Origin of the sequence: Mesorhizobium sp. Pch-S (genome assembly GCF_004136315.1) — a bacterium.
Taxonomy (GTDB): domain Bacteria; phylum Pseudomonadota; class Alphaproteobacteria; order Rhizobiales; family Rhizobiaceae; genus Mesorhizobium.
The window spans coordinates 6,208,575-6,230,540 of the sequence record NZ_CP029562.1; the positions used below are offsets into that span (position 1 = coordinate 6,208,575).

Consider the following 21,966-nt stretch of genomic DNA (forward strand, 5'->3'; position numbering starts at 1 on the left):
GCCTCATGCAGACTGCAGCTGTTGTCTCGGCTGCGGCGGAAACGCCAGGGCAATGGCAACGGCTCCCAGGCCAACGATCGCGGAACCGATGAACAGCCACGAATAACTGGCATAGGCGTCATAGACCCAGCCTCCAGCCAGCGGACCAAAGGCCATGCCAATGCAGGAGAGCATGGTTGCGGCACCGAAGACGGTGCCCAGGATACGTGGCCCGAAGTAATCGCGCGCCAGCACGGCGTAGAGCGGCATGACACCGCCGTAGGTGCCACCAAAAATCACCGCCAGCGCGTAGAATTCGCCCAGCTTGCTGACCATGAGATAGGCCGCGATGACCACGGCCTGGATAAGCAACCCGGCGACCAGGACGGGCTTGACGCCGAGCCGGTCACCAAGGATGCCGAAGACAATCCGGCCGCCGAGGCCTGCCAGGCCTTCGACGCTGTAGATGGAGACGGCTGCCATCGGCGCTATCCCACAGGCCATCGCGTAGCTGACCATGTGGAAGATCGGGCCTGAATGCGCCATGCAGCAGGCAAAGAACGTCAGCCCCAGGACCAGGAACTGCATCGACTTGAAAGCCTGCCCAACGGTCATGCCGTTGGAGTCGCCAGCAGCAGCCCCACCTTGGCTATCGGCGGTCAGCCCATCCGGCGCTCGCCGCACCAGAAGTGCTGCCGGCACGAGCAATACCCAGGACATCACGCCGATGTAAAACATGGCGGTGCGCCAATCATAGGCGGTGATCAGCCAGCGCGCGAAGGGCGATATCGTCATCGGCGCCACGCCCATGCCGGCTGAGACCAGCGAAACCGCCAGGCTGCGGTGCTTGTCGAACCAGGCCGTCGTGGCAACGATCATCGGCGCGAAAAAAGCACTTGCCGCCAATCCGACCAGCACGCCATAGATGCCCTGGAAGATCAATAACGAATGCACCCGGCTTGCCAGCACCAGCGCAAGCCCGAGCAACACCGCACCAATCAGCACCACGATGCGCGGACCGAAACGATCGGTGGCGGCGCCCCACATGAAGCCGCCGACGCCCATGACCAGGAAATTCAGCGTCATGGCACTGGAAATGCCGGCTCGCGACCAGTTGGTGTCGACCGAGATCGGCTCGAGGAAGATTGCGAGGGAAAACATCGCACCCAGCGCAACACAGGTCATCAGCGCACCGGCCGCGACGATCACCCAACGATAAGAAGTACCCATATCCGTCCGCCTCCCAAAACAGGAAACTGCTGAAGGCGCGCCGACCACCGGCCCGCCGTCATCGAAATGACGTTCCGGGCCGGTGACCGCCGACATATTGGACGCGGTTTTCTTTTCAAACGCGATGATAGCTGCCATGACCTGACAGCAACAGCGGCTTCCGGGTTAGTGGCTGCTCGACAGCTTCATCAAGACAAGGCCGCTGACGATGAGGACGGCGGCCAGCACGCGCATCGGCGTCATTGCTTCGCCCAGCACCATCACGCCCACGGCAAAGGCGCCGACAGCCCCGATGCCGGTCCAGATGGTGTAGGCCGTACCGAGCGGCAGTGTCTTCATGGCGACCGACAACAAGCCGAAGCTCGCGATCATCATGACGATGGTGATGATGGTGGGGGTGAGCAGAGTAAAACCTTCCGACTTCTTCATCGAAAAGGCCCAGACGACTTCCAAAAGTCCGGCAACAATGAGGTAAACCCAGGCCATGACGACCCTCCTTTAGAGAGCCGGGCCGTCCCGGACATTCTTTCCCAAGATGGGGAGGTCGTCCTCTGGCCTGCAATCTAAGGGTTTTCGGCTTGAGAGCAATGGCTTGGGGTGCATGGCTGCCATGCATGCCGGCCAAACCGCATTGCCCTTGAGCCGATGCAATGCTAGACGCCGCGTTTCGTGATCCTCCATCGGAGCACCGGCATGGGAGCCCTACCGCAATCAGACAGATAGGCCGCGACGACGCTTTCGTTGTTGCGGCGTGCTGTCCACTCCCATCCAATCGACCGGACTGACTGACAGACGCTGCTCGGATCTCCTTTGAGTGGACCCTTTGTCATGTCTAAGAAAAATCCCGTATGGGCCTCTGGCCTGCCGGCAGCGCTGCTGCTGATGGCCCCTTTCGACCTTCTGACCTCGCTGGCGATGGACATCTATCTGCCCGTCGTGCCGGCGATGCCGGACAAGCTGAGCACAAGCCCTGCCCTCATCCAGCTGACCCTCAGCCTCTACATGGTCCTGCTCGGCGCCGGCCAGATCGTGTTCGGACCACTGTCCGACCGCATCGGCCGCCGGCCGGTGCTGCTTGGCGGCGCCGTGCTGTTTGCAGCTGCCTCCTTCGGCCTCGCTACGGCGACGACTGGAGCGATGTTTCTCGGCCTGCGTCTGTTGCAGGCAGTCGGAGCATCGGCGGCGCTGGTCGCCACCTTCGCCACAGTGCGTGATGTCTATGCCGAACGGCCGGAAGGCGCGGTCATCTACAGCCTTTTCAGCGCCATGCTGGCCTTCGTTCCGGCCCTTGGGCCGATCCTCGGAGCCTTGATCGCCGGCCAGGGCGGTTGGCGCGCCGTCTTCATCGCGCTGGGCCTGCTGACGCTGCCGGCAATCGCCAATGCGTTTGCGCGGTGGCATGAAACCCGGCCGGCAGCCATCACGCAGAGCCGTCCCGCGATACTGCCTATACTGCGCAGCGGGGCATTCTGGACGTATACGCTGGCCTTCAGCACCGCGATGGGAAGCTTCTTCGTTTTCTTCTCGACGGCGCCACGGGTGCTGATTGCCCAGGCCGGCTATTCGGAAATGGTTTTCAGCCTTGGATTCGCTACGGTGGCCGGCGTCATGATTGTAACGACACGCTTCGCTAGGCGTTTCGTGAGCCGATGGGGCATTCCCGGATGCACGAAACGCGGCATGACGCTGATACTGGCGGCGGCAGCGCTTCTTGGCCTCGGGCAGGCACTCGCCGAACCGTCCTTCGTCACCTTCATCCTGCCGATGTGGCTGGCGGCTATCGGCATCGTGTTTACTGGCGCGGTGACGGCAAATGGCGCACTGGCGGATTTCGGTGACCGCGCGGGAACGGCCGTGGCACTGTATTTCTGCATCGAAAGCCTGATCGTCGGCATTGCCGGCACCGTGGCGGTGCTGGCGTTCGATGGCGACACGCCCTGGCCATTGGTTGCGTACATGGTGGTCATGGCGATGATCGTTCTGATCGCGCTAACCTTGGATCGCCGCGGTCAGCACCAGTCACGGTGACAGTACCTCTCCCGCGTGGCCATAAGGCTGCGCGGGAGAAATGTCATTTCCTGTTCTGTGGGTGGATGGTCTCGCCGCGCATCAGCATCGCGACGAATTCCGCGATCTTTTTCCTGCGGCCGGCCTCCGTCTTCAAATTGTGAATGCGGAAGACGAGCGCGAAGCGGTTCTGCGCACTCAGCCTGGCAAACATGTCGCGCGCAGCCGGCTCGGCGTCGATGGCGGCCCGAAAGTCTTCGGGAACCACAAGGTTCTTGCTGCCACTGTAGGCGTTGGCCCATCGTCCATCGGACTTGGCGGCGTCCACCTCGCGCAAACCATGCTCGGTCATGCGCCCTTCCTGGATCAGTCGGGCGACATTGTCGACATTGATCCGACTCCAGATGCTCTTCCTGCCGCGCGGTGTGTAGCGCTGCAGATAGCTGGTCTTGTCCAGCCCCTTGCGGATGGCATCGATCCAGCCCCAGCATAAAACAACATCGATGGCTTCGAGCGGCGTGATCGAAGACAACCCCGAACCCACCTTGTGGATCTTGATCCAGACCTCCGTTTCGGCGGAATGATTTCGGGCAAGCCAGCGATAGAAACTGTCCGCGTCCGAGAACTCACATACTTTCGCGGGGTCAACGAAAACCGGTGCCATCAGAGCGCCTTGGCCGCATAGGCAAGCGTCAACGGCGCTGGCAGCGTGCTGACCTTCACTTCAAAGATCTCGACGGCCTCGGGCAGGACGGTCAAGAATTCCTCATCCCGCTTGAGGTGCCTGATCTTCCTGGGATCGCTGCCGGCGAAACGCGACATGGAGGGGATGTCCTCCCAGAAGGACATGACTACAAAATCACTTTCGCTGGCGCGATCCCGCCGCAGCATCTGCACACCGGCGGCGTATTCCTTCAGATCCGGCAGACCTTCGGCATAGAGATAGGCTTCATAGTCGTCGGCGCGACTGGCCGGAGTACTGCCGCGCCACACGCGTACGATCTGCACCGTCTGGCTTGCCTTGGTCATGCTTTCCTCCATCGCTGCATCATGTCCTGCTTGAGCGCCGAAAGTGGCACCGCAACGGTTGCCCAGGCTGCATCTTCACGATACTAATGGCTACATGCATTAGCAAGAATTGAACCTCAAACGAGGCGATCATCCTGACAAAAACGGCTCATTTGCCTCCGGAACCGGTCTGGCCGCACCGCTTTATCGCGGGCACCTTGTGTCTGGATTTCGTCAACACGATCGATCTGACCGGCACGCCTAAGGAACGCGACCTGCTTGCCGACTACAGCGCATTCATAGACTGGAGCCTGGCGCGCGGTACGATGTCCCCGGCGGCGGGAGAAAAGTTGCGCCTGCTGGCACATGCCCGCCCCTCCGACGCCGCCAATGTGCAGGCGGACGCGCTGGCCCTGCGCAGCGCCATCCGCCTGCTTGCTGAAACGGCACAGGCAAATGGCGACCTTTCACCGTTACTGCCCTTGATCAACACCTATCTCGCATATCTCACCTTCCCGCCTCGGCTGCTGCAGAAAATACGAGGATCAGGAGAAACCACCTACGATCTGCCGGGACAAAACCTTGCGGAGCCGCTCTGGCCGGTTCTATGGACACTGTCGACATTGCTGGTTTCGGACGACCTCAGCAGGCTCGGAACCTGCCATGCGCAGGACTGTCGGGCGATTTTCATCGATCACACCAACAACCGCTCGCGTATCTGGTGCGCCAGTGACCTGTGCGGCAATCGCGAGCGCGTGCGCCGTGCCTACCGCGCAAGGCAAGTGAAAGGAACTTCGCCAAAGAACCGCTGACGCTGCCCTGAAGCGCCCAGTGCGTTGCCCCGACGGCAACGTCGTACGAAGGGACCAGATTTGCTGCTTCAAAAAACAAACGGCGCGGCCTGGGCCGCGCCGTTCTTGTTGTAACGTTTGTCCGGCTTATTTCGAGACGAAGCAGTTGCCGCCGGCTGCCTTGTAGCTGGTGCACAGCTTGATGGCGTCTTCACGCGACTGCGCCATGACGCGCACCCGGTAGAAGGTGCCTTTACCTGCAACGTCTGCCTTCACGATGTTGGCGCTGCGGCCAGCCAGTACATTCGAATAGCGACGGGCCAGGTCCTGATAAGTCGACTGCGCGCCCTCGACAGTCGGCTGCGACGCAATCTGCATCGACCAACCCGTTGCAGCAGCAGCCGGAGCCTGCGGCTGTGCTGCAGCAACCTGCTGTTGCTGTGCCTGCGGCTTGACCTCTCCTGCGATGTCGACCGGCTGATCAGACGGACGCTGAGGGACAACCGGAGCAGCGGACGGTGTTGCAGCAACGGTGCTCGGCTTCGCCGGCTTCAGCACAGGTTCGGCAGTTTGCGGCACGGTACCGGTCTGATCCTGGCCAACACGCTGCGGCGTCGGGTCAGTCGGTTCGGAAGCAGCAACCGGAGCGGCAGCCGGCTCTTCACGCGGTGCGAGTGTGCCATCAGGCTTGACCACCATGGTGCGGACCTTGCGCGGTGTTACCAGCGCGCCTTCCTGCGTGCCTGCGTTCTCCTGCGCGACCTGGGCAACGCGGTCTTCCGACTTGACCGGCTGTTGAGCCGCATTCTCTGCGACGCCTTCGCTGTCGTCTGTGCCAGAGAAAGCAGCAGTACGTTCAGCCTGCGCGGCCTGTTCCCTGGCAACGACATCGACCGGCTCCTCGGCATTGGCAACCAGCTTCGGCTGCACCGGGTTGGCCGGGCGGGCGCCCTTGGCAACGGCGTCATAGACCTTGTTGTCCTGGTTCGGGATAACGGTCCCACCGGGATTTTCCGGCTTCACCTTCATCGGCTGGCTATCCGCCTTGACGATGGCCGGCGCTTCCGAGCTCGAACCGCCACCGAATGAGAAAGCGAAGGCACCGATGCCGCCAACCACGGCGACTGCTCCGACCAGGGCAGCGATCATCAGGCCGCGGCGACGCGGCGCTTCATTGGCTTCGGCTGCAGCTGCATCCGGAATGGTCATGCTCTCGTCGAAATCCGGATCGTAGTCAAAACCGTCATCGGCGATCTGGCCGGCTGCAGGCGTGGAACGCTGAGCGCCACGAGGATCGTAAGCCTGGTAGCCGAGATCCGCATAGGCGGCCGCCGCAGCCGCGGCCTGTGGCGAGTCGGCATAGGCCGGCATCTCGACACGGTCACGCTTGTAACCGCTGCCGGCGTCGTCGTCATATTGGGCCGTCTTCTGAGGCGCGGCAGATTCTCCGGGCAGCATCTCGTTGAGAAGCGTCGAGAATTCGGCGTCAAGCTCGTCGAAATTCGAGGTTTCCGGCTTGTCCTGTTCGAAAGGCACTTCCGGAATATCGAGATCGTCCGCGAGCGCAACCACACGCTCAGGCACATCCATGGTCTCGATATCCGGCACGTCTTCACGAACAGCGGCCTGATGCGCAGGCTTCTGCCACGACGGAGCGGCAGCCTGAACGGACGGCTGCGGCACATCAGCCAAACGAGGCTCCATCTGCATCACCGGCTGAACCGGTGTGAGCTGTGTCGGCGCGGTGAACTGCTGCACGGATGCAGAGTATTGCTCTACAGGAGCCTCATATGGCTGAGCCGGAGGCGCCACGGGATTGCCACGGCTCCATGCGCGAATCGGCTGGGCGAAGGTCGCGGTAGCAGCAACTGCTGCTGCGGCCGGAGCTGCCCATTTCAATGCTTCGACAGGATCTTCCTCGATCTGTCCGGATGGCTCTTCGTCGAGCGTATCCAAGCCACCGGCCATCGCCGCATCGAAAGCATCGGTGTCAAAGTCGATGTCGGCCTCGGCTTTCGGAGCTTCTTCGACTTCGGCAGCGGCAAACTCCTGAACCAGCGCGGCGTCGAGATCGGCATCAACGTCATGCTGAGCCTCAGGTTCGCTCACAGCAGGCGAAGCTGCAAATTGCGGGCGCCAGTTTTCGACTTCTGCGGCGGGAGCGGCGGCTGGCCGTGCAGTCATGCGACCCAGCAGCGCGTTGAGTTCATCTTCCAGACTGCGGTCCTGCGCAGCAACGGACGGTACTTCGGCCACAGTTTCGGGAGCCATTGCAACGGGCTCGACCACCTCAGGCTCGGCAGTGGCGATCGCCACTGCCTGGCTCTCGTCGGTGAAAGCATCGTCGAGATCGATCTCGAAGTCAGGCTCGCTCCCGGCAACGATATCCGCTGTCTCTGCGTGATGCCCGAACGTTGGCATGAAAGTCTGCTCGGAACGCACCGGATCGGCCTCAACCTCTGCTCCGGCAACAGGCGCCTCTTCGTGTGCGCCGAAATCCATATCCACATCGGCCATGGCCGTGTCGAACTGCGTGTCGAAATCGTCGATGGCGGCGACAGAAGCTGGCTCGGCCGCAAAGGTCGTAAACACTTCGGCAGCAGGCTCGACTGCAATTTGCTGAGCAGCGACGGGCTCGACCGCAGCAACAGGCTCCCCAACCGTTTCATCGGTGAAATCGAGATCACCGAAATCAACGTCGCTCATAGCGGCTTCATAGTCTTCAAACTGCTGCCCGGTCGGCGCGGTTTCGGACACGACCTCATCATCGACGGTAACGACGTCAAAAGCGCGTTCGTCCATGTTTCCAGCGGCGGCCGTAAAATCGAAATCAGGTGCATCGTCTTCCACAGGGCCAGCGACGGCAGGCATGACGGGCTCGGCAACCTGGAACTCGCGTTCCATCGAAGCTGCGAGGTCATCGTCCGACCCTTCGTCTGCATACTGCTCGGCCGCCAACCGAGGAACGCGGGCCATCGGCTGAGCTGCGGCGACGGGCTCCTCTTGGTAAACCCCGAACTCGCCCATCAACTCCTTTTCGAGGTCGATATCGAAGTCCTCGGACGGCCCGGCAACGGGCTGCGGCGCAGCCTGGCGCTGCACCGGTTCGCGAGGATCGAAGCCCATGATGCGGGTCAGTTCCGCGAACGGATCGTCACTTGCGATGTCGTTGTGGTTGGCTACACGCGCCTGGGTTCTGTCTGCCATTGTCGTTCCCGAACTCGCACTCATCGGACGCCATGGACGTCGCGGAAGGTTGGCCCCTACCAGCGCAATGTGGGCAAATGGTGACAGGCTTTTCGGTCGAACCTAGCGCATTTCGGTCGGGGCATCCGCTCCGATCAACGCAAGGCCAGACGACAATACGTCCAGAACAGCCTGCACCAGCCCGAGTCTGGCATAGGTCAATTGTGGGTCGTTAACCTTAACAAAACGTAAGTCCACATGATCATTGCCGCGGTTCCACTGTGCATGGAAACCACTGGCCAGATCGTACAGGTAAAAAGCCAGCCTGTGCGGCTCCTGCGACTGCGCCGCCTGTTCGATCAGGCGTGGATATTCAGCAAGCTTCTTGATCAGCGCAAGCTCACCTTCATCCTTCAGCAGATCAAGTCCCGCCGACAGCTGCTGGCGCGACGGATCGACAATGCCAAGCTGCTCCTTCGCTTGCCGGAACACCGAATGGCACCGTGCAGTGGCATACTGCACATAGAAAACAGGGTTGTCCTTCGACTGCTCCGTCACCTTGGCGAAGTCGAAGTCCAGCGGTGCATCGCTCTTGCGGTAGAGCATCATGAAGCGCACCGGATCGCGGCCGACTTCCTCGACCACTTCGCGCAGCGTGATGAAATCGCCGGAACGTTTCGACATGCGAACGGGCTCGCCGTCGCGGAACAGCTTCACCAGTTGGCACAGCAGCACGGTGAGCTTGACCTTGCCATCCGTCACAGCTTTCGCCAGAGCCTCCAGCCGCTTGACGTAGCCGGCGTGATCGGCACCGAGCACATAGATCAGTTCATTGAAGCCGCGATCGACCTTGTCCTTCAGATAGGCCACGTCTGCGGCGAAATAGGTAAAGGAACCGTCGGACTTGACCAATGCACGGTCCATGTCGTCGCCAACGGCCGTCGAGCGGAACAGCGTCTGCTCGCGGTCTTCCCAATCGTCAGGCTTCTCGCCTTTGGGGGGCGGCAGTTTACCTTTGTAGATATGGCCCTTGAGCGTCAGGTCGGCGATAGCCGCACGGATTGCCTTGGCATTGTCGGCATGCAACGTGCGTTCGGAGAAGAAGACATCGTGATGCACGTTGAGCAGCGCGAGATCTTCCTTGATCATCACCATCATGGCGTCGATCGTACGATCCTTGACGATCGCCAGCGCTTCATCTTCCGGCATCTGCAGCAGGTTGCGGCCAAATTCCCTGGCCAGGGCCTGGCCAACCGGCACCAGATAGTCACCCGGATATAGGCCGGAGGGAATCTCGCCAATGTCGTCGCCCAGCGCCTCGCGATAGCGCAGGAAGGCTGAACGGCCGAGCACATCGATCTGAACGCCGGCATCGTTGATCACATATTCCTTCGTCACCTTGTAGCCGGCGAAGGCGAGCAGGTTGGCCAGCGTGTCGCCCACGACGGCGCCACGCGTGTGACCGACATGCATCGGTCCGGTCGGGTTGGCCGAGACATATTCAACGTTGACCGAGATGCCAGTGCCGATCCTCGAGCGACCATAATCCTGGCCCTCGGCAATCAAGCCAGTGAGATGCCGGTGCCAGAACGCGTCGGTGAGCCTCAGATTGACGAAGCCCGGTCCAGCCACTTCGGCGCTGGTAACATCGGCATCGCTGCGCAGGGCTTCGACGATACGATCGGCCAGCGCGCGGGGATTCTGTCCGGCAGGCTTGGCCAGTACCATCGCGGCATTGGTGGCAAGGTCGCCATGGCTCGCGTCACGCGGGGGTTCGACCGCGATGCGGCCGAGATCGAGCACGCCGCCATCTTTGTCTTTCAGATCAAGGCTTTCCACGGCCTTGATGACCCGCGCGGTGAAGTCGGCGAAGATATTCATGAAAACTGCTCAACGTTTATGCGAGAAGAACCGGTCATTGGCCGGCGAAAATCGCGCCCGGCCTAACTCAAATCGGGCGTTCGGTCAAACAAACGTCGGTGTTCCTTCAGTGCGTAGGTGTCGGTCATGCCGGCAATGAAGTCGGCAACGTCGCGCGCCTTGATACGATCCTCGGCACGGTCGAGCCCCTCGCGCCAACCGTCGGGCATGGCGCGCGGGTCGGCGAAATAGGTATCGAACAGGTCCTTCACGATCTGCTCGGCTTCGGCGCGCACGCGCATGACCTCGGGATGGCGGTAAAGACGCGCGTAGAGAAACGTCTTCAATTCCTTCTCCGCGCTGGCCATATCCTCGGAGAACCGAACAATGGTTTCGCCGGCTCCACGCACGGCGTCAGGGCTACCAGGGGCAAGCCGTGCGAGATTGGCCTTGGCGGTCACAATGACATCCTCGACCATCTGCGTGATCTGACGCCGCATCAGCTCGTGGCCGGTGCGTACCGGATCAAGCGCCGGATAACGTTCGCGTACTCCTTTGAGGATCGAGCCCGGCAGACCGACGGCCTCCAGCATATCCAGGCTGATCAGCCCCGAGCGGATGCCGTCGTCGATGTCGTGGGTGTTGTAGGCGATGTCGTCAGCTATGGCCGCGCATTGTGCCTCGACGCTGGCGTAGCGCGACAATTCGAGGTCGTGCAGCTCGGAATAATCCAGAATCGCCTTGGGCACCGGCCCTTTCAGACCCTCCCCCGCGCCATCGGTCAGCGGGCCGTTGTGTTTGACCAGCCCTTCGAGCGTCTCCCAGGTCAGGTTCAGCCCATCGAACTCTGCGTAGCGCCGCTCCAACCGCGTGACGACACGCAACGACTGCGCGTTGTGATCGAAACCGCCCCAGGGCGCCATCTTCTCGTTGAGGGCGTCCTCGCCGGTGTGGCCGAAGGGGGTGTGGCCAAAATCGTGCACCAGCGCCACCGCCTCGGCCAGATCCTCGTCGACACAGAGCGCACGAGCAAGCGCGCGGGCGATCTGCGCCACCTCGATCGTGTGGGTGAGTCGGGTACGATAGTGGTCGCCTTCATGAGCAACGAAGACCTGCGTCTTGTGCTTCAGACGGCGGAACGCCGTGGAATGGATGATACGGTCGCGGTCCCGCTGGAAAGGCGTGCGTGTCGGGCTTTCCACTTCCTGGAACAGTCGCCCACGCGAACGCGCAGGATCACACGCATAGGCCGCGCGTGGCCGGTAGCCGAAGCCGATATCGCCAAGCTCGCTGGTCATCGCCCCTGTCGCTGTTGACTTGCCCCGTCCCGCTTCATACCTATCATGCAGAACCGAACGCAAGGTGACGCCCATGGGTGCCGACGCCAAAACCGCCATGAAAGTCGAGATGACGGAATCCGCCGCCAAGCGGATTTCCAAGATCGTCAGCGACGAGCCCGGCAAAACCGCATTGCGTGTTGCCGTCGAAGGCGGCGGCTGTTCCGGTTTCTCCTACAAATTCGATCTGGTGGACGGCCGCAACGATGACGACATCGCCATCGAACGCGACGGCGCTACGATCCTCATCGACGACATATCGCTGATTTATATGGGTGGTTCCGTCATCGACTTCGTCGACGATCTGATGGGGCAGTCCTTCCAGATCAGAAATCCGAACGCCGTTGCCTCCTGCGGCTGCGGAACCAGCTTCAGCATATGAAGCCAGTTCTCGAAGGGCATGAGAAACCGACTACGGTTCTTATTGCGCGCGAGATCAACGCGATTTCCGATCTAGACATCATCATCTGGGCAAACCGCCACCGGACACTCGACAGCTATGCCGACGATGCGGATTTTCTGAATCTGGCGCGGTCGAACCCGCGAAATGAAAGCAACGTAGGCAAGGCCCGTCAACATCTCAACGAATTGGTCGGTCGCCGCTTCCCCGCGTTCTCATTGACCTCCAAAGAGGGTGAAGAAATCGCGCGGTCGATCTTTCTTCGCCGCCTCGAGGAGTATTTGGATGATGCGTCCAAGCCGTTCCAGACATGTCTGATGCTGACCCCGATCGAATCTTTATATGAATATCCCGAATGGCTAGGTGACTTCGACAACGGATGTGATTGGATCGATCAACACACCAAGCGCGAAGACGCACAACATCTGCATGACGTGATTGCAGCGCTTCTCGCGGCAAACAAGATCCATCTATCTTTGGAGGCAAGTTGACATGCCTTTGATCGGCGCGGTCCGTCAGGTCGCGCTGTCGGCCGGGCGCAATCTCGATGCCACGCTCGGCTTCTGGCATGATGTGCTCGGCCTGCCTCTGCATTCGCGCTTCGATCCGCCCGGCATGGCTTTCATCATGGCTGGGGATGTGAGGCTCTATTTTGCCGACGGCGTGCCGGCCGGCACCGTTTACCTGGACATAGCCGACATAGCGAATTTCCACGCGGAGGCCAAAGCAGCGGGTGTGCCGTTCACGGCGGCGCCGGCAATGGTGCATCACGACGTGAACGGCCTGTTCGGGCGGGCGGGCGAAAGCGAATGGATGGCTTTCCTGAAAGATCCCGCCGGCAACACGATCGGCCTGGTAGAGCGCAAGGCAAGCTAGCGGTCTCGCGCGACCCGTGTACGAAGATGTGGCCCAACACTTCGACCCATATCGAAACATTGCATGACGGCGGCAAGCTAGATGACGGTAAAACGTCACAAGGATCAGCGTGATGCCCGCCAGGACCGTTCCCGTCACAGAACTCGCCCTTCTCGTCCTGCTCTCGACGCTGTGGGGCGCCTCCTACACGTTCATCAAGATCGGCGTCGAGACCATTCCACCGGTGACATTCATCGCAGTGCGCACGCTGATTGCCGGACTGATCCTGCTCGGCGTCCTGCATTGGCGCGGCTTGCGATTGCCAAAAGATGTGGTGATGTGGCGCCGGTTCGCACTGCAGGCGGTGCTTAACAGCGCAGTACCCTTCACGTTGATCGCATGGGCCGAACGCTCCATCGATGCAGGCCTCGCCGTCATTCTCAATTCGCTGACCCCCATCTTTGCTTTCCTGCTCACCGCCCTCGTCACCAGGCATGAGCAGGTGACCAGTCGCAAACTGTTCGGCGTGACAGCGGGACTAGCCGGTGCATGCCTGATCATCGGATTGCAGGCGCTGAACGGGCTGGGCACGCAATTGTGGGCACAGCTCGCCATGGTGGCTGCGACCGTCTGTTATGGTGCCGCGGCGATAACCGGCAAGGGCTTCAAAGGGATGGACCCGATGATTCCGGCAGCCGGCTCGCTGATCGCTGGCGCCATGATGCTGATACCGCTCAGCCTCGTTGCCGATCATCCCTGGACATTGGCGCCTTCGACACACTCCTTGCTTGCGCTTCTCGGCCTGTCGATCTTTTCGACCGCACTGGCCTTCGCGATCTACTTTCGGCTGCTGCAGACGCTGGGCTCTGTCGGCGCCACCGCGCAGGCCTACCTGCGGGTTCCCATCGGTGTGGCGATCGGCGTCGTCGTCCTCGGTGAAACCGTCACGACAACAGCCGGCATTGGTCTGGTCGCTGTTATCGCCGGGGTTATCGCGATGACGTTGCCGGAGCGAAAGAAGGCGACGGCAGGAGCCTGAAGAGCCGGAAGGCGATAGGCCAGCTTCAATTGGATACAAATTGCCCCGTCAGCTGGCCGCGCCTACCGAGATAGGCGATCAGCGGATCCTCCGACGTGTTGTTCGCCAATGCAGCAGCATCGATGAACAGCGAAAACAACGCGGTCTGGGATGGGATATCTAGCTTCGCGTAGAGATTGCGACGGTGCAGTTTCACCGTCGCGGGTGAAATGCCGAGGCGTACAGCGGCCCCCTTGAGCGAGAAGCCGCGCAGGATCAGTTGAGCGACTTCGCATTCGCGCGCCGTAAGCACGCTACGCCCGAAATTCCTCAGCGTCCGGGCCAATGCGTTCTGCAGCAATGATTCTTGATTTTCAATGGTTTCCGGCCGCAGGTCGCGATAGTGCTTGAGAACTGCCTGGCTCAGCAATGGTGCCGCCATCTGCAGGAACTCGGCATCCTCACCACTGAAGATTTCATGCGATCTGCGCCGGGCGAGCGAAATCGCCACCTTGGTGTCGACGTCGAGGTTGACGACAATGTTGAACTCATCGTGCAGCCCGGAATGCCGATAGTAGTCACGATAATATTGCGAGCGGTCGAGCGACGGTTCGATCTGGTTCAGCCGGTAAAGTCCGTCGTCACCATTGTCCAGCGCAAGCCTGTAGAATGGATCCAGCCGATAGGATCCCTGCAGATAGTTGCGGATGTCGGACAGGCCCCTGTCGTTGCACCAGTCGTTGAAGAGTATTTTCGGTGCCGCATCCCTGCGGTAAAGCAGGATCAGGCCAGCGTCGACCTGGACGTGCTGTTTGAGCGATTGTGCAAGCCGCTCCTGAAAATCCAATGAGCCGACCCCTGCAAGCAACGAAAGCGCCAGGTCCATTGCCGCCGATGTCTCGCCACCGGGTGTCTGGGCGACTATCTCGCCATGCATCTTGGGTCTCCTCTCCCGGCCGCAACGTATGACAATGCGACAATGTCGGCAAGCAAGTGCGAATGGCCGGGCGAGACACTGCTTGAAACCTACAGCACCTAGCCCGAAGGCGTATTTTCAATTTCCCGCAGCGGTCCACACTGTTTGATGCGTATGTCCAGGCGCCCGTCAGGAATTGCGTCCGCCGGACTGCAATCGAGGGGAATCATGAAAAACAAAGACCTGAAAAAGAACCTGCTGCTGACATCTTGCCTGATGACGCTTGCCATGAATGCTGGCCCAGCAATGGCTGCTGCCGATCTGGTCGTCGTGAACGCCGATGTGCGCACGGTCGATCCAGCCAAACCGAAGGTGCAGGCCTTCGCCGTGGAGGACGGAAAATTCGTAGCCATAGGCGGCAATGACGAGATCAAGGCGCTAGCCGACAGCAGCACCAGCATCATCGATGCTGGCGGCAAAACAGTGACGCCTGGTTTCATTGACGGACACACCCATCTGACTTCCGGCATGGATATGGTTGTCGGTGTCGATCTCTCCTACATCCCGGACAAGAAGACCTGGCTCGAAAAGATCAAGGAAGCCGATGCCCGCCTGCCGAAGGGCGCGTGGCTGACAGGCGGTGGCTGGGACTACACGCTGGGCGAAGGCAAGCTGCCGACAAAGGAAGACCTCGACGCTGTCGTTCCCGATCGCGTTGTGATCCTGCGCGATATCGATTTCCATTCGGTCTGGGTCAATTCCAAGGCGCTGGAGGTCGGCGACGTAACAGCGAAATCGGAGGTCAAGGAAGGTGGCCAGGTCCTGCTCAACGACAAGGGAGTGCCAAGCGGCATTCTGCTCGAAGCCGCCGGAGAGCTTGTCGAAAAGCACCGGCCGGTAGCGACCGATGCCGAACGGCGTGCGGGCCTGCTGGAAACGCTGAAATTTGCCAACAGTGTCGGCATCACCGCCGTCAACGACATGTCCGACCTTGGCGCGGTGCATGATTATGCCGCCCTTGTCGCGGACAGGAAGATGCCGCTGCGCGTTGGTACGGATTCTTCGAAGGCGACCCGAAAAAGATCGCTGCGGCTGTCGCAGACCGGCAGGCGGTCGACAAGATCTCCGCCGAAAGCGGCGAACAGGAGAAAAAGGGACCGCTGCTTAAACTCGGCTACACCAAGTCGGTGATGGATGGCGTTCTTTCCACCCGTACCGCCTATCTGCACGAGGACTATTCGGACCAGAAGGGCTGGAAGGGCAAGCCGTTCGAGACGAAGGAAGAGCTCGCCGCAGCCATCCGCGCTTCCAACGAGAACGGTTTCCCGACGGCAGTGCACGCGATCGGAGACGGTAGTGTCGGCCAGGTGCTCGATGCCTTCAAAGAAGCCTCCGTTCCACGCGCCCAGCCAAACCGGATCGAACATATCGAGGTTGTGGAGACCGCGGACATCAAGCGTTTCAAGGATCTCGGCGTCGTTGCCTCCATGCAGCCGAACCACGCCACCGGCACCATCGGCAAATACATCACCGAGCGCATCGGCGAGAATCGCGAACCCAGAGCCTATGTCTGGCATTCCATGCTGGAAGCCGGAGTACCACTGGTGTTCGGCTCGGACTGGCCAACCTCTCCGCTCAGTCCCCTCACCCAGATCAATGACGCCGTCTTCCGCGAAAGCCCCTTCGGGCTGGGGAACGGACCATGGCATCCCGAGCAGGCGGTGAGTTTCGAGCAGGCGCTGTTTTCCTACACCCAGGCCGGAGCCAACATGACGCCATGGGGCGACCAGATCGGGTCGATCAGCGTCGGCAAATGGGCCGACTTCGTGATCGTCGATGGCACTCTTTCGGATCCGCTCGACCGCTCGATCCGCCAGCGCAAGGTCGAGGCGACCTACCTCGCCGGCAACGAAGTCTATCGCAAACCGTAGCAACAACAGCAGACCTCCCGACACAAGACTTCGGGAGGTCGCTTCCCGCCGGCACCAGCCTGCAGGAAAATCGCCCGTCGCTACCTGGCGACGCGCGGCAGATTCAAGATCTGCTCGGTCGTCAGAATGTCACCGAAAGTATCGTCGATCGAAGCCAACGCTGCGCGATGCAGCGTGTCGTGAGCAATGGTCTGGTCATTGCCGGTATCGAGATCGCGTGTTGCGCAGGCGTCTTCCGCCACGATCACGGTGTAACCGAGCGGCACCGCGTCACGTGCAGCACCAGCCACGCAGGCGTGCGTCATCAGGCCGGTTATGATCAGCGTATCGACCCCGGATCGTTTCAGGCGCTGGTCGATGTCGGTTGTCGGAAACACGCTGACCGACGATTTGCGCAGGATGACATGGTTGGCTGCCGGCTGGCTGTCACGGTGGAATGCAGAGGCCTCGCTGTCTTCGGCGAAAACCGGGCTGCCAGCGGGGGTGACGTGCTGGACATGATAGACAGTGGTGCCTTCGGCGTCGGCACGCTCGACAAGGCGCCGGGCATTATCCAGTGCCTTCGTGCCATCAGGGATCGGCATCTTGCCGCTGAAATACTCGTTCTGGAAATCGATCACCAACAGGGCAGTCCTGGCAGGATCGAGATGCTCGGGTGCCGGCGCGCCGGCGATGGCGCGGATGGTTGGATGTTGTGCCACGGAACTTCCTTTCCTTGCGTTTTCCGATGGCATCTGGTCCCAAAATCTGCAGATCGACAAAAGTGGCCTGAATGACAATATGTGATATGTTCTGGCCAACTTGTTCCGCCGGTCGTTTTCCAATGCACACAATCGCCGTCGTCGCCTTCGAAGGCATCAGCCCGTTTCATCTCTCGGTGCCCTGCGTCGTGTTCGGCGACGATCTGCTGAAGCTCGGCGCACCACGCTACCGCCTGTTGATCTGCGGCGAGCAGATCGGGCCAGTTGCCACCATGTCCGGTTTTCGGATCGATGTGGAACACGACCTCACCAGACTGGCGGAAGCGGATACGATTATCGTGCCCGCCTGGCGTGATCCCGACGAGCGACCTTCGCGAGCGCTGCTGCAGGCGCTCCGGACGGCGCATGCGCGCGGCGCACGCATGGTCGGCCTGTGCCTCGGCACTTTTGTCCTCGCCGAAGCAGGTCTGCTTGACGGGCGCACGGTGTCCACGCATTGGGCCTGGGCCGACGAGTTCGAGCGCGACCACCCGCATGTCGCCTTGAACCAGAACGCTCTTTACATCGACGACGGCGATATCCTGACGTCAGCCGGGACGGCCGCTGCTCTCGATTGCTGCCTGCATATAGTGCGCCGCGATCACGGTGCGGAGATCGCCAACCGTGTGGCGCGGCGCCTGGTGGTCGCACCACATCGTCATGGCGGCCAGGCGCAATACATCGAAAAGCCATTGCCGACGGGTGGCGACCAGGATCAGATCGGCACGGCAATCGGCTGGGCGATCGAGCATCTCCATGAACCTTTGAGCCTCGACCAGCTTGCGGCGCGCGCGGGCATGAGCCTGCGCAGCTTCACCCGGCATTTCCGCAACAAGACCGGCACGACCTTCACGCAGTGGTTGCTGAACCATCGCCTCGCCGCAGCGCAACGCCTGCTGGAGACCGGATCGTGCTCGATCGACCATATAGCCGAGATGGCGGGCTTTGGCTCGACGGTGTCGCTGCGCCAGCATTTTACGCGAGCTTTTTCGATCTCGCCGGCCAGCTATCGCCGCCAGTTCCAGAAGAAACCTGCACGGGAAGATGCCTGACCACGAGAACGCCCTCTCCGTCCCCCGACCATTCTCCTCCAGGCAGGCCCGGCAGCTTGACTTAGGCAGGTCTGTCGTCTGTTGATACGCACGGGCGGGTTCAAAGGACGAATTGACGGGAGGTATATTCTTCAGATGAAACGTTTCATCGCGATTTTACTGGCTGCTGCGGGATCGGTGCTGGCGTCCATGGCCAACGCCGCACCGGAGAAAATCATTCTCGATACGGACTTCAGCACCATCGGCGACGATGGCCAGACACTCATCATGGCGGCGCAATTGCAACAAGAAGGGATGATCGACCTGCTCGGCGTCACGGTGGTGACCGGCAACAACTGGCTCAAACAGGAGGTCGCCGATGCATTAAGGGCGGTCGAGCGCCTCGGGATCGACGAGAAGGTTGGCGTGTATGCCGGGGCAAACCTTCCACTCGTCCACGATCCACGCAGTTTCGAACACGAACGTGCGCTGTTCGGCTTCGGCGAAAGCTACAAGACTGCATTCCATCGTCCGCAACCGACCGACAAGGATCTGATTGCCCCACCGGACGGCTTTGCCACCAGGGCGAAGTTACGGCAGGAAAACGCCGTCGATTTCATTATCGATACGGTCAAGGCAAATCCCGGTGAAGTGTCGCTGCTGGTCATAGGTCCGGCCACCAACATCGCCCTCGCGATCCGCAAGAATCCGGAAATCGTGCCGTTGATCAAGCGGATCGTCTACATGGCCGGCGCCGTTGACGTGAAAGGCAACACGACGCCAGCCGCTGAAATGAATGTCTGGATCGACCCGGAGGCTGCCCGCATCGTCATGCGAGAGCCCATCGCGCAAGCCCTCATCCCGCTCGACGTCACCGACATCACCCAGATCGGGAAAGCGGAATTCGACCGCATCGTCGCCAAGGAAGGACCCGTGCAGAAACTGCTGGGCGACAGCTGGATGGCCAAGCGCTTCGCCAAGGATGCCAACGCCAAGGCAAATGTGTTCGACACGCTGGCGCTTGCCTACCTTGTCGACCCGACTTTCGCGACCAAGGTCGAAGACCTCTTCATCGATGTGGATATCGCCTACGGTCCAAGCTATGGCCGTACGCTCGGCTACTGGAAAGAGCAGCCGACACCGCTCCTGCAAAAGGTGAAGGTGGTGAAGGAGTTCGACAACAAACGCTTCAATGACTTCTACGTCGACCTGCTCACCAGACCGGTTCCCGTTGCGAAAGACTAGAGGGCCGCGCGTCCTTTTGGACGCGCAAAGGTCGCTCTAGCACTTTGAATTTGCGCATGATCCTTTCCGAAAATCGATTCCGATTGTCGGGGTCATGCCTAGGCGCAAATCCAGGCAAAGGCTGCTGTCCAGGCGGCCTTTGCCGCCAGCCATCACATCCGGCCGGCGGAAGAAGATTGGCAAGATGATGTCTCCATCCTCGCGCGGAGGGAGCGACCTGGGTTCCCTTAAAGCGACGGATAATGCAGGATCGAATCGGTATCAGTTGCCCCCGTTTGATTTGCCCGAGACAGCCGCGAGATTTTCATGAAGATCGTCACCTGGAACATCAACGGCGTACGCGCCCGCATCGAAAACCTCGTCCACTGGCTGGAAGAAAGCCAGCCAGACATCGTCTGTCTCCAGGAGATCAAGACCGTCGACGAGCAGTTCCCGCGCCTCGAGGTGGAAGCGCTCGGCTACCATGTCGAGACGCACGGCCAAAAGGGTTTCAACGGCGTCGCCATTCTGTCGAAACTGCGCTTCGACGAGGTCAATCGCGGCTTGCCGGGCGACGACGCCGACGAGCATGCCCGTTTCATCGAGGGCGTGTTCTCCACCGACAAAGGCGCGCTGCGCGTCGTGTCGCTCTATCTGCCGAACGGCAATCCGATCAGCGATCCGGTGAAGTTTCCCTACAAACTCTCGTGGATGGCACGGTTGGAGCGATGGGCCCGGCAGCGGCTGGCGCTGGAGGAGGCATTGGTGCTGGCTGGCGACTACAATGTCATTCCCGAAGCCATTGACGCCAGAAATCCTGAAGCATGGCTGGGCGACGCGCTGTTCCAACCAGAGACGCGACAGGCATTCCGGCGCCTGCTGAATCTTGGTTTCACCGAAGCCGTGCGCTCCGTTACCGATGCCCCGGGCGTCTATACGTTCTGGGATTACCAGGCCGGCGCCTGGCAGAAGAACAACGGCATCCGCATCGACCACCTGCTTTTGTCACCCGAGGCAGCGAACCGTTTCGCCGCGGCATCGATCGAAAAGCATGTTCGCGCGTGGGAAAAGCCGTCAGACCATGTGCCGGTGGCAGTGGACCTGACGCTCACTGCGGCGTGATCGCGCGAGCAAGCAGGCATCTGATAGTAAGCGGCTAGAAGCAGGCTACGACTACTGCTCGGCCCCGGTGACACCCTTGGCCAGCATGTCATCGGCCAGCGAGATGGCGGTGCGCCGATCGGCCTCGCCGGAAACCGCAAAAGCCTCTTCCTGCATGGAGCGAATCCACGGCTGATCGGCCGGTGTCGCGCGCGAAAGCGCGGCCGTCATCATGGCCAGCCCACGCACCACCTTGCCGCTCTGGAACAACAGGTTGCCAAGCGTTGCCTGTGCGCCGGCGTGCCCCTTTTCGGCGGCAAGCTGCAGCCAGCGGCCTGCTTGCCTGACGCTGGCCTTTGCACCGCCCTCGCCCTTCAGGAACATCTTGCCCAATTCGTACTGGGCATTCGGATTGCGGTAGTTTGCGGCAGCGCGCGTGAAATACTCCTGCGCAGTCACAGGGTCTGCGCTGACGGGGCTGCCAGGGATGCCTTGCTTCAGGTAATCGCCCAAAGCAACCAGTGCATCCGAAACGTAGCTTTCTTCCGGCGAGCCGGGCTCGACATCCTGCTCGGCGATTTCAGAGAAGAACTTATAGGCCGCGTAGTCGTCCTGGGCGACGCCATCGCCCTCGGCATACATGCGCGCCAGCTTCCAGGTCGCACCGATCTGGCCGTTCTCGGCGGCATATTTATAGGCTTCAACAGCCTGTTCCTTGTGGCCGTTCTTGTAGGCCGAGAAGCCGAACTGAAAGACTTCCCATGGACTGGACTTCGGCTTCACGCCACTCTTGTCGTCGAAAACCTTTTCATCGAAGGCAAAAGCCTGCCCCGCGGCGCCGAGGGTCGCCACCGCGACCAGCACCGTCAAAACAGAAGATCTTGCCAACTCACCAACCCGCATGGCTGCGCATTTCTTTCGTGTCGCCCATGCGGACGATCGAACCCGTACCGGCCAGCGACTTCGCGGCCACACTTTTGCGCGGCGCATTGCGCTGAGACTCATATTCAGATGAATTCTGCCACGCATTTTCGGCCAAACTGCGGTTGAAACCGCGCAGCGAAATGGCGGCCGCGCTGCGGTTCAACTGGCTGGCATTGATAAACACGCTGGCGTTCATTTCCATTCCTGCCGCGGCCATGCGGCCCATCCCTTGCGCCAACCGTCTTCGGTCTTGCCGGGGCCCTATCGAAGTGCTCCGGGTTTATGGCGGGAAATGGGCATCGCGTCCGTGTCGACTTCTTAGCCGATGGCTTGTTTCGAAACTGTTGCCGAAACGTCACAATTATGAATGGGTCCGTAGATGTTGCATTTACGGCACGGGCCTACGCAGCGACGCAGCAAACTCCCCA

The 21,966-nt window shown here is 60.8% G+C and carries 22 protein-coding genes; 11 read left to right on the plus strand and 11 right to left on the minus strand.

From position 1 onward, the window contains the following. Positions 1-3: 3 nt before the first annotated feature. On the minus strand, positions 4-1,209 hold the full coding sequence (locus C1M53_RS29315) for an MFS transporter (RefSeq protein ID WP_129415580.1): 1,206 nt from the start codon (positions 1,207-1,209) through the stop codon (positions 4-6). Between the two features lie 165 nt (positions 1,210-1,374). Next, a complete protein-coding gene (locus C1M53_RS29320; protein WP_129415581.1) occupies positions 1,375-1,695 on the minus strand; it encodes a multidrug efflux SMR transporter in 321 nt (106 codons plus the stop codon). A 342-nt stretch (positions 1,696-2,037) separates the two neighbouring features. Between C1M53_RS29320 and cml the strand changes: the two genes are divergently transcribed. Then, the gene (gene cml, locus C1M53_RS29325; protein ID WP_129415582.1) at positions 2,038-3,237 is read left to right on the plus strand and encodes a CmlA/FloR family chloramphenicol efflux MFS transporter; all 1,200 of its coding nucleotides are present in this window, start codon (positions 2,038-2,040) and stop codon (positions 3,235-3,237) included. 43 nt (positions 3,238-3,280) lie between these two features. On the opposite strand, the gene C1M53_RS29330 is transcribed toward cml, so the two are convergent. Together C1M53_RS29330 and C1M53_RS29335 are read right to left on the minus strand one after the other, a co-directional pair. Beyond that, a complete protein-coding gene (locus C1M53_RS29330; protein ID WP_129415583.1) occupies positions 3,281-3,880 on the minus strand; it encodes a YdeI/OmpD-associated family protein in 600 nt (199 codons plus the stop codon). Beyond that, positions 3,880-4,245, minus strand: a complete 366-nt coding sequence (locus tag C1M53_RS29335; RefSeq protein ID WP_129415584.1) for a hypothetical protein — start codon at positions 4,243-4,245, stop codon at positions 3,880-3,882. Before C1M53_RS29335 ends, C1M53_RS29330 begins: the two co-directional genes overlap by 1 nt. 197 nt (positions 4,246-4,442) lie before the next feature. Here C1M53_RS29335 and C1M53_RS29340 point away from each other — a divergent pair, with 197 nt between their 5' ends. Next, on the plus strand, positions 4,443-5,036 hold the full coding sequence (locus C1M53_RS29340; RefSeq protein ID WP_129415585.1) for a CGNR zinc finger domain-containing protein: 594 nt from the start codon (positions 4,443-4,445) through the stop codon (positions 5,034-5,036). Between the two features lie 126 nt (positions 5,037-5,162). On the opposite strand, the gene C1M53_RS29345 is transcribed toward C1M53_RS29340, so the two are convergent. The 3 genes from C1M53_RS29345 to C1M53_RS29355 all read right to left on the minus strand — a co-directional run bounded on the left by C1M53_RS29345 (position 5,163) and on the right by C1M53_RS29355 (position 11,359). Further along, positions 5,163-8,222 (minus strand): SPOR domain-containing protein, encoded by a 3,060-nt coding sequence (locus C1M53_RS29345; RefSeq protein WP_129415586.1) that lies wholly within the window; start codon positions 8,220-8,222, stop codon positions 5,163-5,165. Positions 8,223-8,324: 102 nt separating this feature from the next. Beyond that, positions 8,325-10,082, minus strand: coding sequence for an arginine--tRNA ligase (argS, locus tag C1M53_RS29350; RefSeq protein ID WP_129415587.1), 1,758 nt, complete (start codon positions 10,080-10,082; stop codon positions 8,325-8,327). A gap of 62 nt (positions 10,083-10,144) precedes the next feature. Further along, positions 10,145-11,359, minus strand: coding sequence for a deoxyguanosinetriphosphate triphosphohydrolase (locus C1M53_RS29355; protein ID WP_129415588.1), 1,215 nt, complete (start codon positions 11,357-11,359; stop codon positions 10,145-10,147). A 73-nt stretch (positions 11,360-11,432) separates the two neighbouring features. Between C1M53_RS29355 and erpA the strand changes: the two genes are divergently transcribed. The 4 genes from erpA (at position 11,433) to C1M53_RS29375 (ending at position 13,692) form a co-directional block, all read left to right on the plus strand. Then, the gene (gene erpA, locus C1M53_RS29360) at positions 11,433-11,780 is read left to right on the plus strand and encodes an iron-sulfur cluster insertion protein ErpA (RefSeq protein WP_129415589.1); all 348 of its coding nucleotides are present in this window, start codon (positions 11,433-11,435) and stop codon (positions 11,778-11,780) included. Next, a complete protein-coding gene (locus C1M53_RS29365) occupies positions 11,777-12,289 on the plus strand; it encodes a hypothetical protein (protein ID WP_129415590.1) in 513 nt (170 codons plus the stop codon). Before erpA ends, C1M53_RS29365 begins: the two co-directional genes overlap by 4 nt. 1 nt (position 12,290) lies before the next feature. Further along, positions 12,291-12,674 (plus strand): VOC family protein, encoded by a 384-nt coding sequence (locus tag C1M53_RS29370; RefSeq protein ID WP_129415591.1) that lies wholly within the window; start codon positions 12,291-12,293, stop codon positions 12,672-12,674. 112 nt (positions 12,675-12,786) lie between these two features. After that, positions 12,787-13,692: an EamA family transporter gene (locus C1M53_RS29375; protein ID WP_129415592.1), complete on the plus strand. Its 906-nt coding sequence runs from the start codon at positions 12,787-12,789 to the stop codon at positions 13,690-13,692. A 25-nt stretch (positions 13,693-13,717) separates the two neighbouring features. On the opposite strand, the gene C1M53_RS29380 is transcribed toward C1M53_RS29375, so the two are convergent. Next, positions 13,718-14,608 (minus strand): LuxR C-terminal-related transcriptional regulator, encoded by an 891-nt coding sequence (locus C1M53_RS29380; protein WP_129415593.1) that lies wholly within the window; start codon positions 14,606-14,608, stop codon positions 13,718-13,720. A 207-nt stretch (positions 14,609-14,815) separates the two neighbouring features. Between C1M53_RS29380 and C1M53_RS32415 the strand changes: the two genes are divergently transcribed. Continuing rightward, a complete protein-coding gene (locus C1M53_RS32415) occupies positions 14,816-15,778 on the plus strand; it encodes an amidohydrolase family protein (RefSeq protein WP_165358280.1) in 963 nt (320 codons plus the stop codon). Further along, positions 15,778-16,518 (plus strand): amidohydrolase family protein, encoded by a 741-nt coding sequence (locus C1M53_RS32420; protein ID WP_129415595.1) that lies wholly within the window; start codon positions 15,778-15,780, stop codon positions 16,516-16,518. Before C1M53_RS32415 ends, C1M53_RS32420 begins: the two co-directional genes overlap by 1 nt. A gap of 80 nt (positions 16,519-16,598) precedes the next feature. Here C1M53_RS32420 and C1M53_RS29395 read toward each other — a convergent pair whose 3' ends face one another. After that, a complete protein-coding gene (locus tag C1M53_RS29395) occupies positions 16,599-17,219 on the minus strand; it encodes an isochorismatase family cysteine hydrolase (protein WP_245488345.1) in 621 nt (206 codons plus the stop codon). A 122-nt stretch (positions 17,220-17,341) separates the two neighbouring features. On the opposite strand from C1M53_RS29395, the gene C1M53_RS29400 reads away from it, so the two are divergent. From C1M53_RS29400 to xth, 3 genes are all read left to right on the plus strand, one after another. Next, complete coding sequence (locus C1M53_RS29400) at positions 17,342-18,310, plus strand: helix-turn-helix domain-containing protein (RefSeq protein WP_129415597.1); 969 nt, start codon at positions 17,342-17,344, stop codon at positions 18,308-18,310. 135 nt (positions 18,311-18,445) lie between these two features. Further along, positions 18,446-19,534 carry a nucleoside hydrolase gene (locus tag C1M53_RS29405; protein ID WP_129415598.1) on the plus strand — a complete coding sequence of 363 codons (1,089 nt, stop codon included), beginning with the start codon at positions 18,446-18,448 and terminating at the stop codon, positions 19,532-19,534. A gap of 306 nt (positions 19,535-19,840) precedes the next feature. Continuing rightward, positions 19,841-20,635, plus strand: coding sequence for an exodeoxyribonuclease III (gene xth / locus C1M53_RS29410; protein WP_129415599.1), 795 nt, complete (start codon positions 19,841-19,843; stop codon positions 20,633-20,635). 51 nt (positions 20,636-20,686) lie between these two features. On the opposite strand, the gene C1M53_RS29415 is transcribed toward xth, so the two are convergent. Together C1M53_RS29415 and C1M53_RS29420 are read right to left on the minus strand one after the other, a co-directional pair. Beyond that, on the minus strand, positions 20,687-21,517 hold the full coding sequence (locus C1M53_RS29415; protein ID WP_129415600.1) for a tetratricopeptide repeat protein: 831 nt from the start codon (positions 21,515-21,517) through the stop codon (positions 20,687-20,689). Further along, on the minus strand, positions 21,504-21,755 hold the full coding sequence (locus C1M53_RS29420; RefSeq protein ID WP_129415601.1) for a hypothetical protein: 252 nt from the start codon (positions 21,753-21,755) through the stop codon (positions 21,504-21,506). The genes C1M53_RS29415 and C1M53_RS29420 overlap by 14 nt, the downstream gene beginning before the upstream one ends. Positions 21,756-21,966 lie beyond the last annotated feature (211 nt).

Bases quoted from the DNA above. Each gene is read 5' to 3' on its own strand.
- C1M53_RS29365 (WP_129415590.1), top strand. From the start codon at position 11,777: ATGAAGCCAGTTCTCGAAGGGCATGAGAAACCGACTACGGTTCTTATT.
- C1M53_RS29405 (WP_129415598.1), top strand. From the start codon at position 18,446: ATGAAACGTTTCATCGCGATTTTACTGGCTGCTGCGGGATCGGTGCTG.
- C1M53_RS29335 (WP_129415584.1), bottom strand. From the start codon at position 4,245: ATGACCAAGGCAAGCCAGACGGTGCAGATCGTACGCGTGTGGCGCGGC.
- cml (WP_129415582.1), top strand. From the start codon at position 2,038: ATGTCTAAGAAAAATCCCGTATGGGCCTCTGGCCTGCCGGCAGCGCTG.
- C1M53_RS29415 (WP_129415600.1), bottom strand. From the start codon at position 21,517: ATGCGGGTTGGTGAGTTGGCAAGATCTTCTGTTTTGACGGTGCTGGTC.
- erpA (WP_129415589.1), top strand. From the start codon at position 11,433: ATGGGTGCCGACGCCAAAACCGCCATGAAAGTCGAGATGACGGAATCC.
- C1M53_RS29400 (WP_129415597.1), top strand. From the start codon at position 17,342: ATGCACACAATCGCCGTCGTCGCCTTCGAAGGCATCAGCCCGTTTCAT.
- C1M53_RS29320 (WP_129415581.1), bottom strand. From the start codon at position 1,695: ATGGCCTGGGTTTACCTCATTGTTGCCGGACTTTTGGAAGTCGTCTGG.
- C1M53_RS29375 (WP_129415592.1), top strand. From the start codon at position 12,787: ATGCCCGCCAGGACCGTTCCCGTCACAGAACTCGCCCTTCTCGTCCTG.
- C1M53_RS29345 (WP_129415586.1), bottom strand. From the start codon at position 8,222: ATGGCAGACAGAACCCAGGCGCGTGTAGCCAACCACAACGACATCGCA.
- C1M53_RS29370 (WP_129415591.1), top strand. From the start codon at position 12,291: ATGCCTTTGATCGGCGCGGTCCGTCAGGTCGCGCTGTCGGCCGGGCGC.
- C1M53_RS32420 (WP_129415595.1), top strand. From the start codon at position 15,778: ATGGATGGCGTTCTTTCCACCCGTACCGCCTATCTGCACGAGGACTAT.
- C1M53_RS29355 (WP_129415588.1), bottom strand. From the start codon at position 11,359: ATGACCAGCGAGCTTGGCGATATCGGCTTCGGCTACCGGCCACGCGCG.
- C1M53_RS29420 (WP_129415601.1), bottom strand. From the start codon at position 21,755: ATGGCCGCGGCAGGAATGGAAATGAACGCCAGCGTGTTTATCAATGCC.
- C1M53_RS29380 (WP_129415593.1), bottom strand. From the start codon at position 14,608: ATGCATGGCGAGATAGTCGCCCAGACACCCGGTGGCGAGACATCGGCG.
- C1M53_RS32415 (WP_165358280.1), top strand. From the start codon at position 14,816: ATGAAAAACAAAGACCTGAAAAAGAACCTGCTGCTGACATCTTGCCTG.
- xth (WP_129415599.1), top strand. From the start codon at position 19,841: ATGAAGATCGTCACCTGGAACATCAACGGCGTACGCGCCCGCATCGAA.
- C1M53_RS29330 (WP_129415583.1), bottom strand. From the start codon at position 3,880: ATGGCACCGGTTTTCGTTGACCCCGCGAAAGTATGTGAGTTCTCGGAC.
- C1M53_RS29315 (WP_129415580.1), bottom strand. From the start codon at position 1,209: ATGGGTACTTCTTATCGTTGGGTGATCGTCGCGGCCGGTGCGCTGATG.
- argS (WP_129415587.1), bottom strand. From the start codon at position 10,082: ATGAATATCTTCGCCGACTTCACCGCGCGGGTCATCAAGGCCGTGGAA.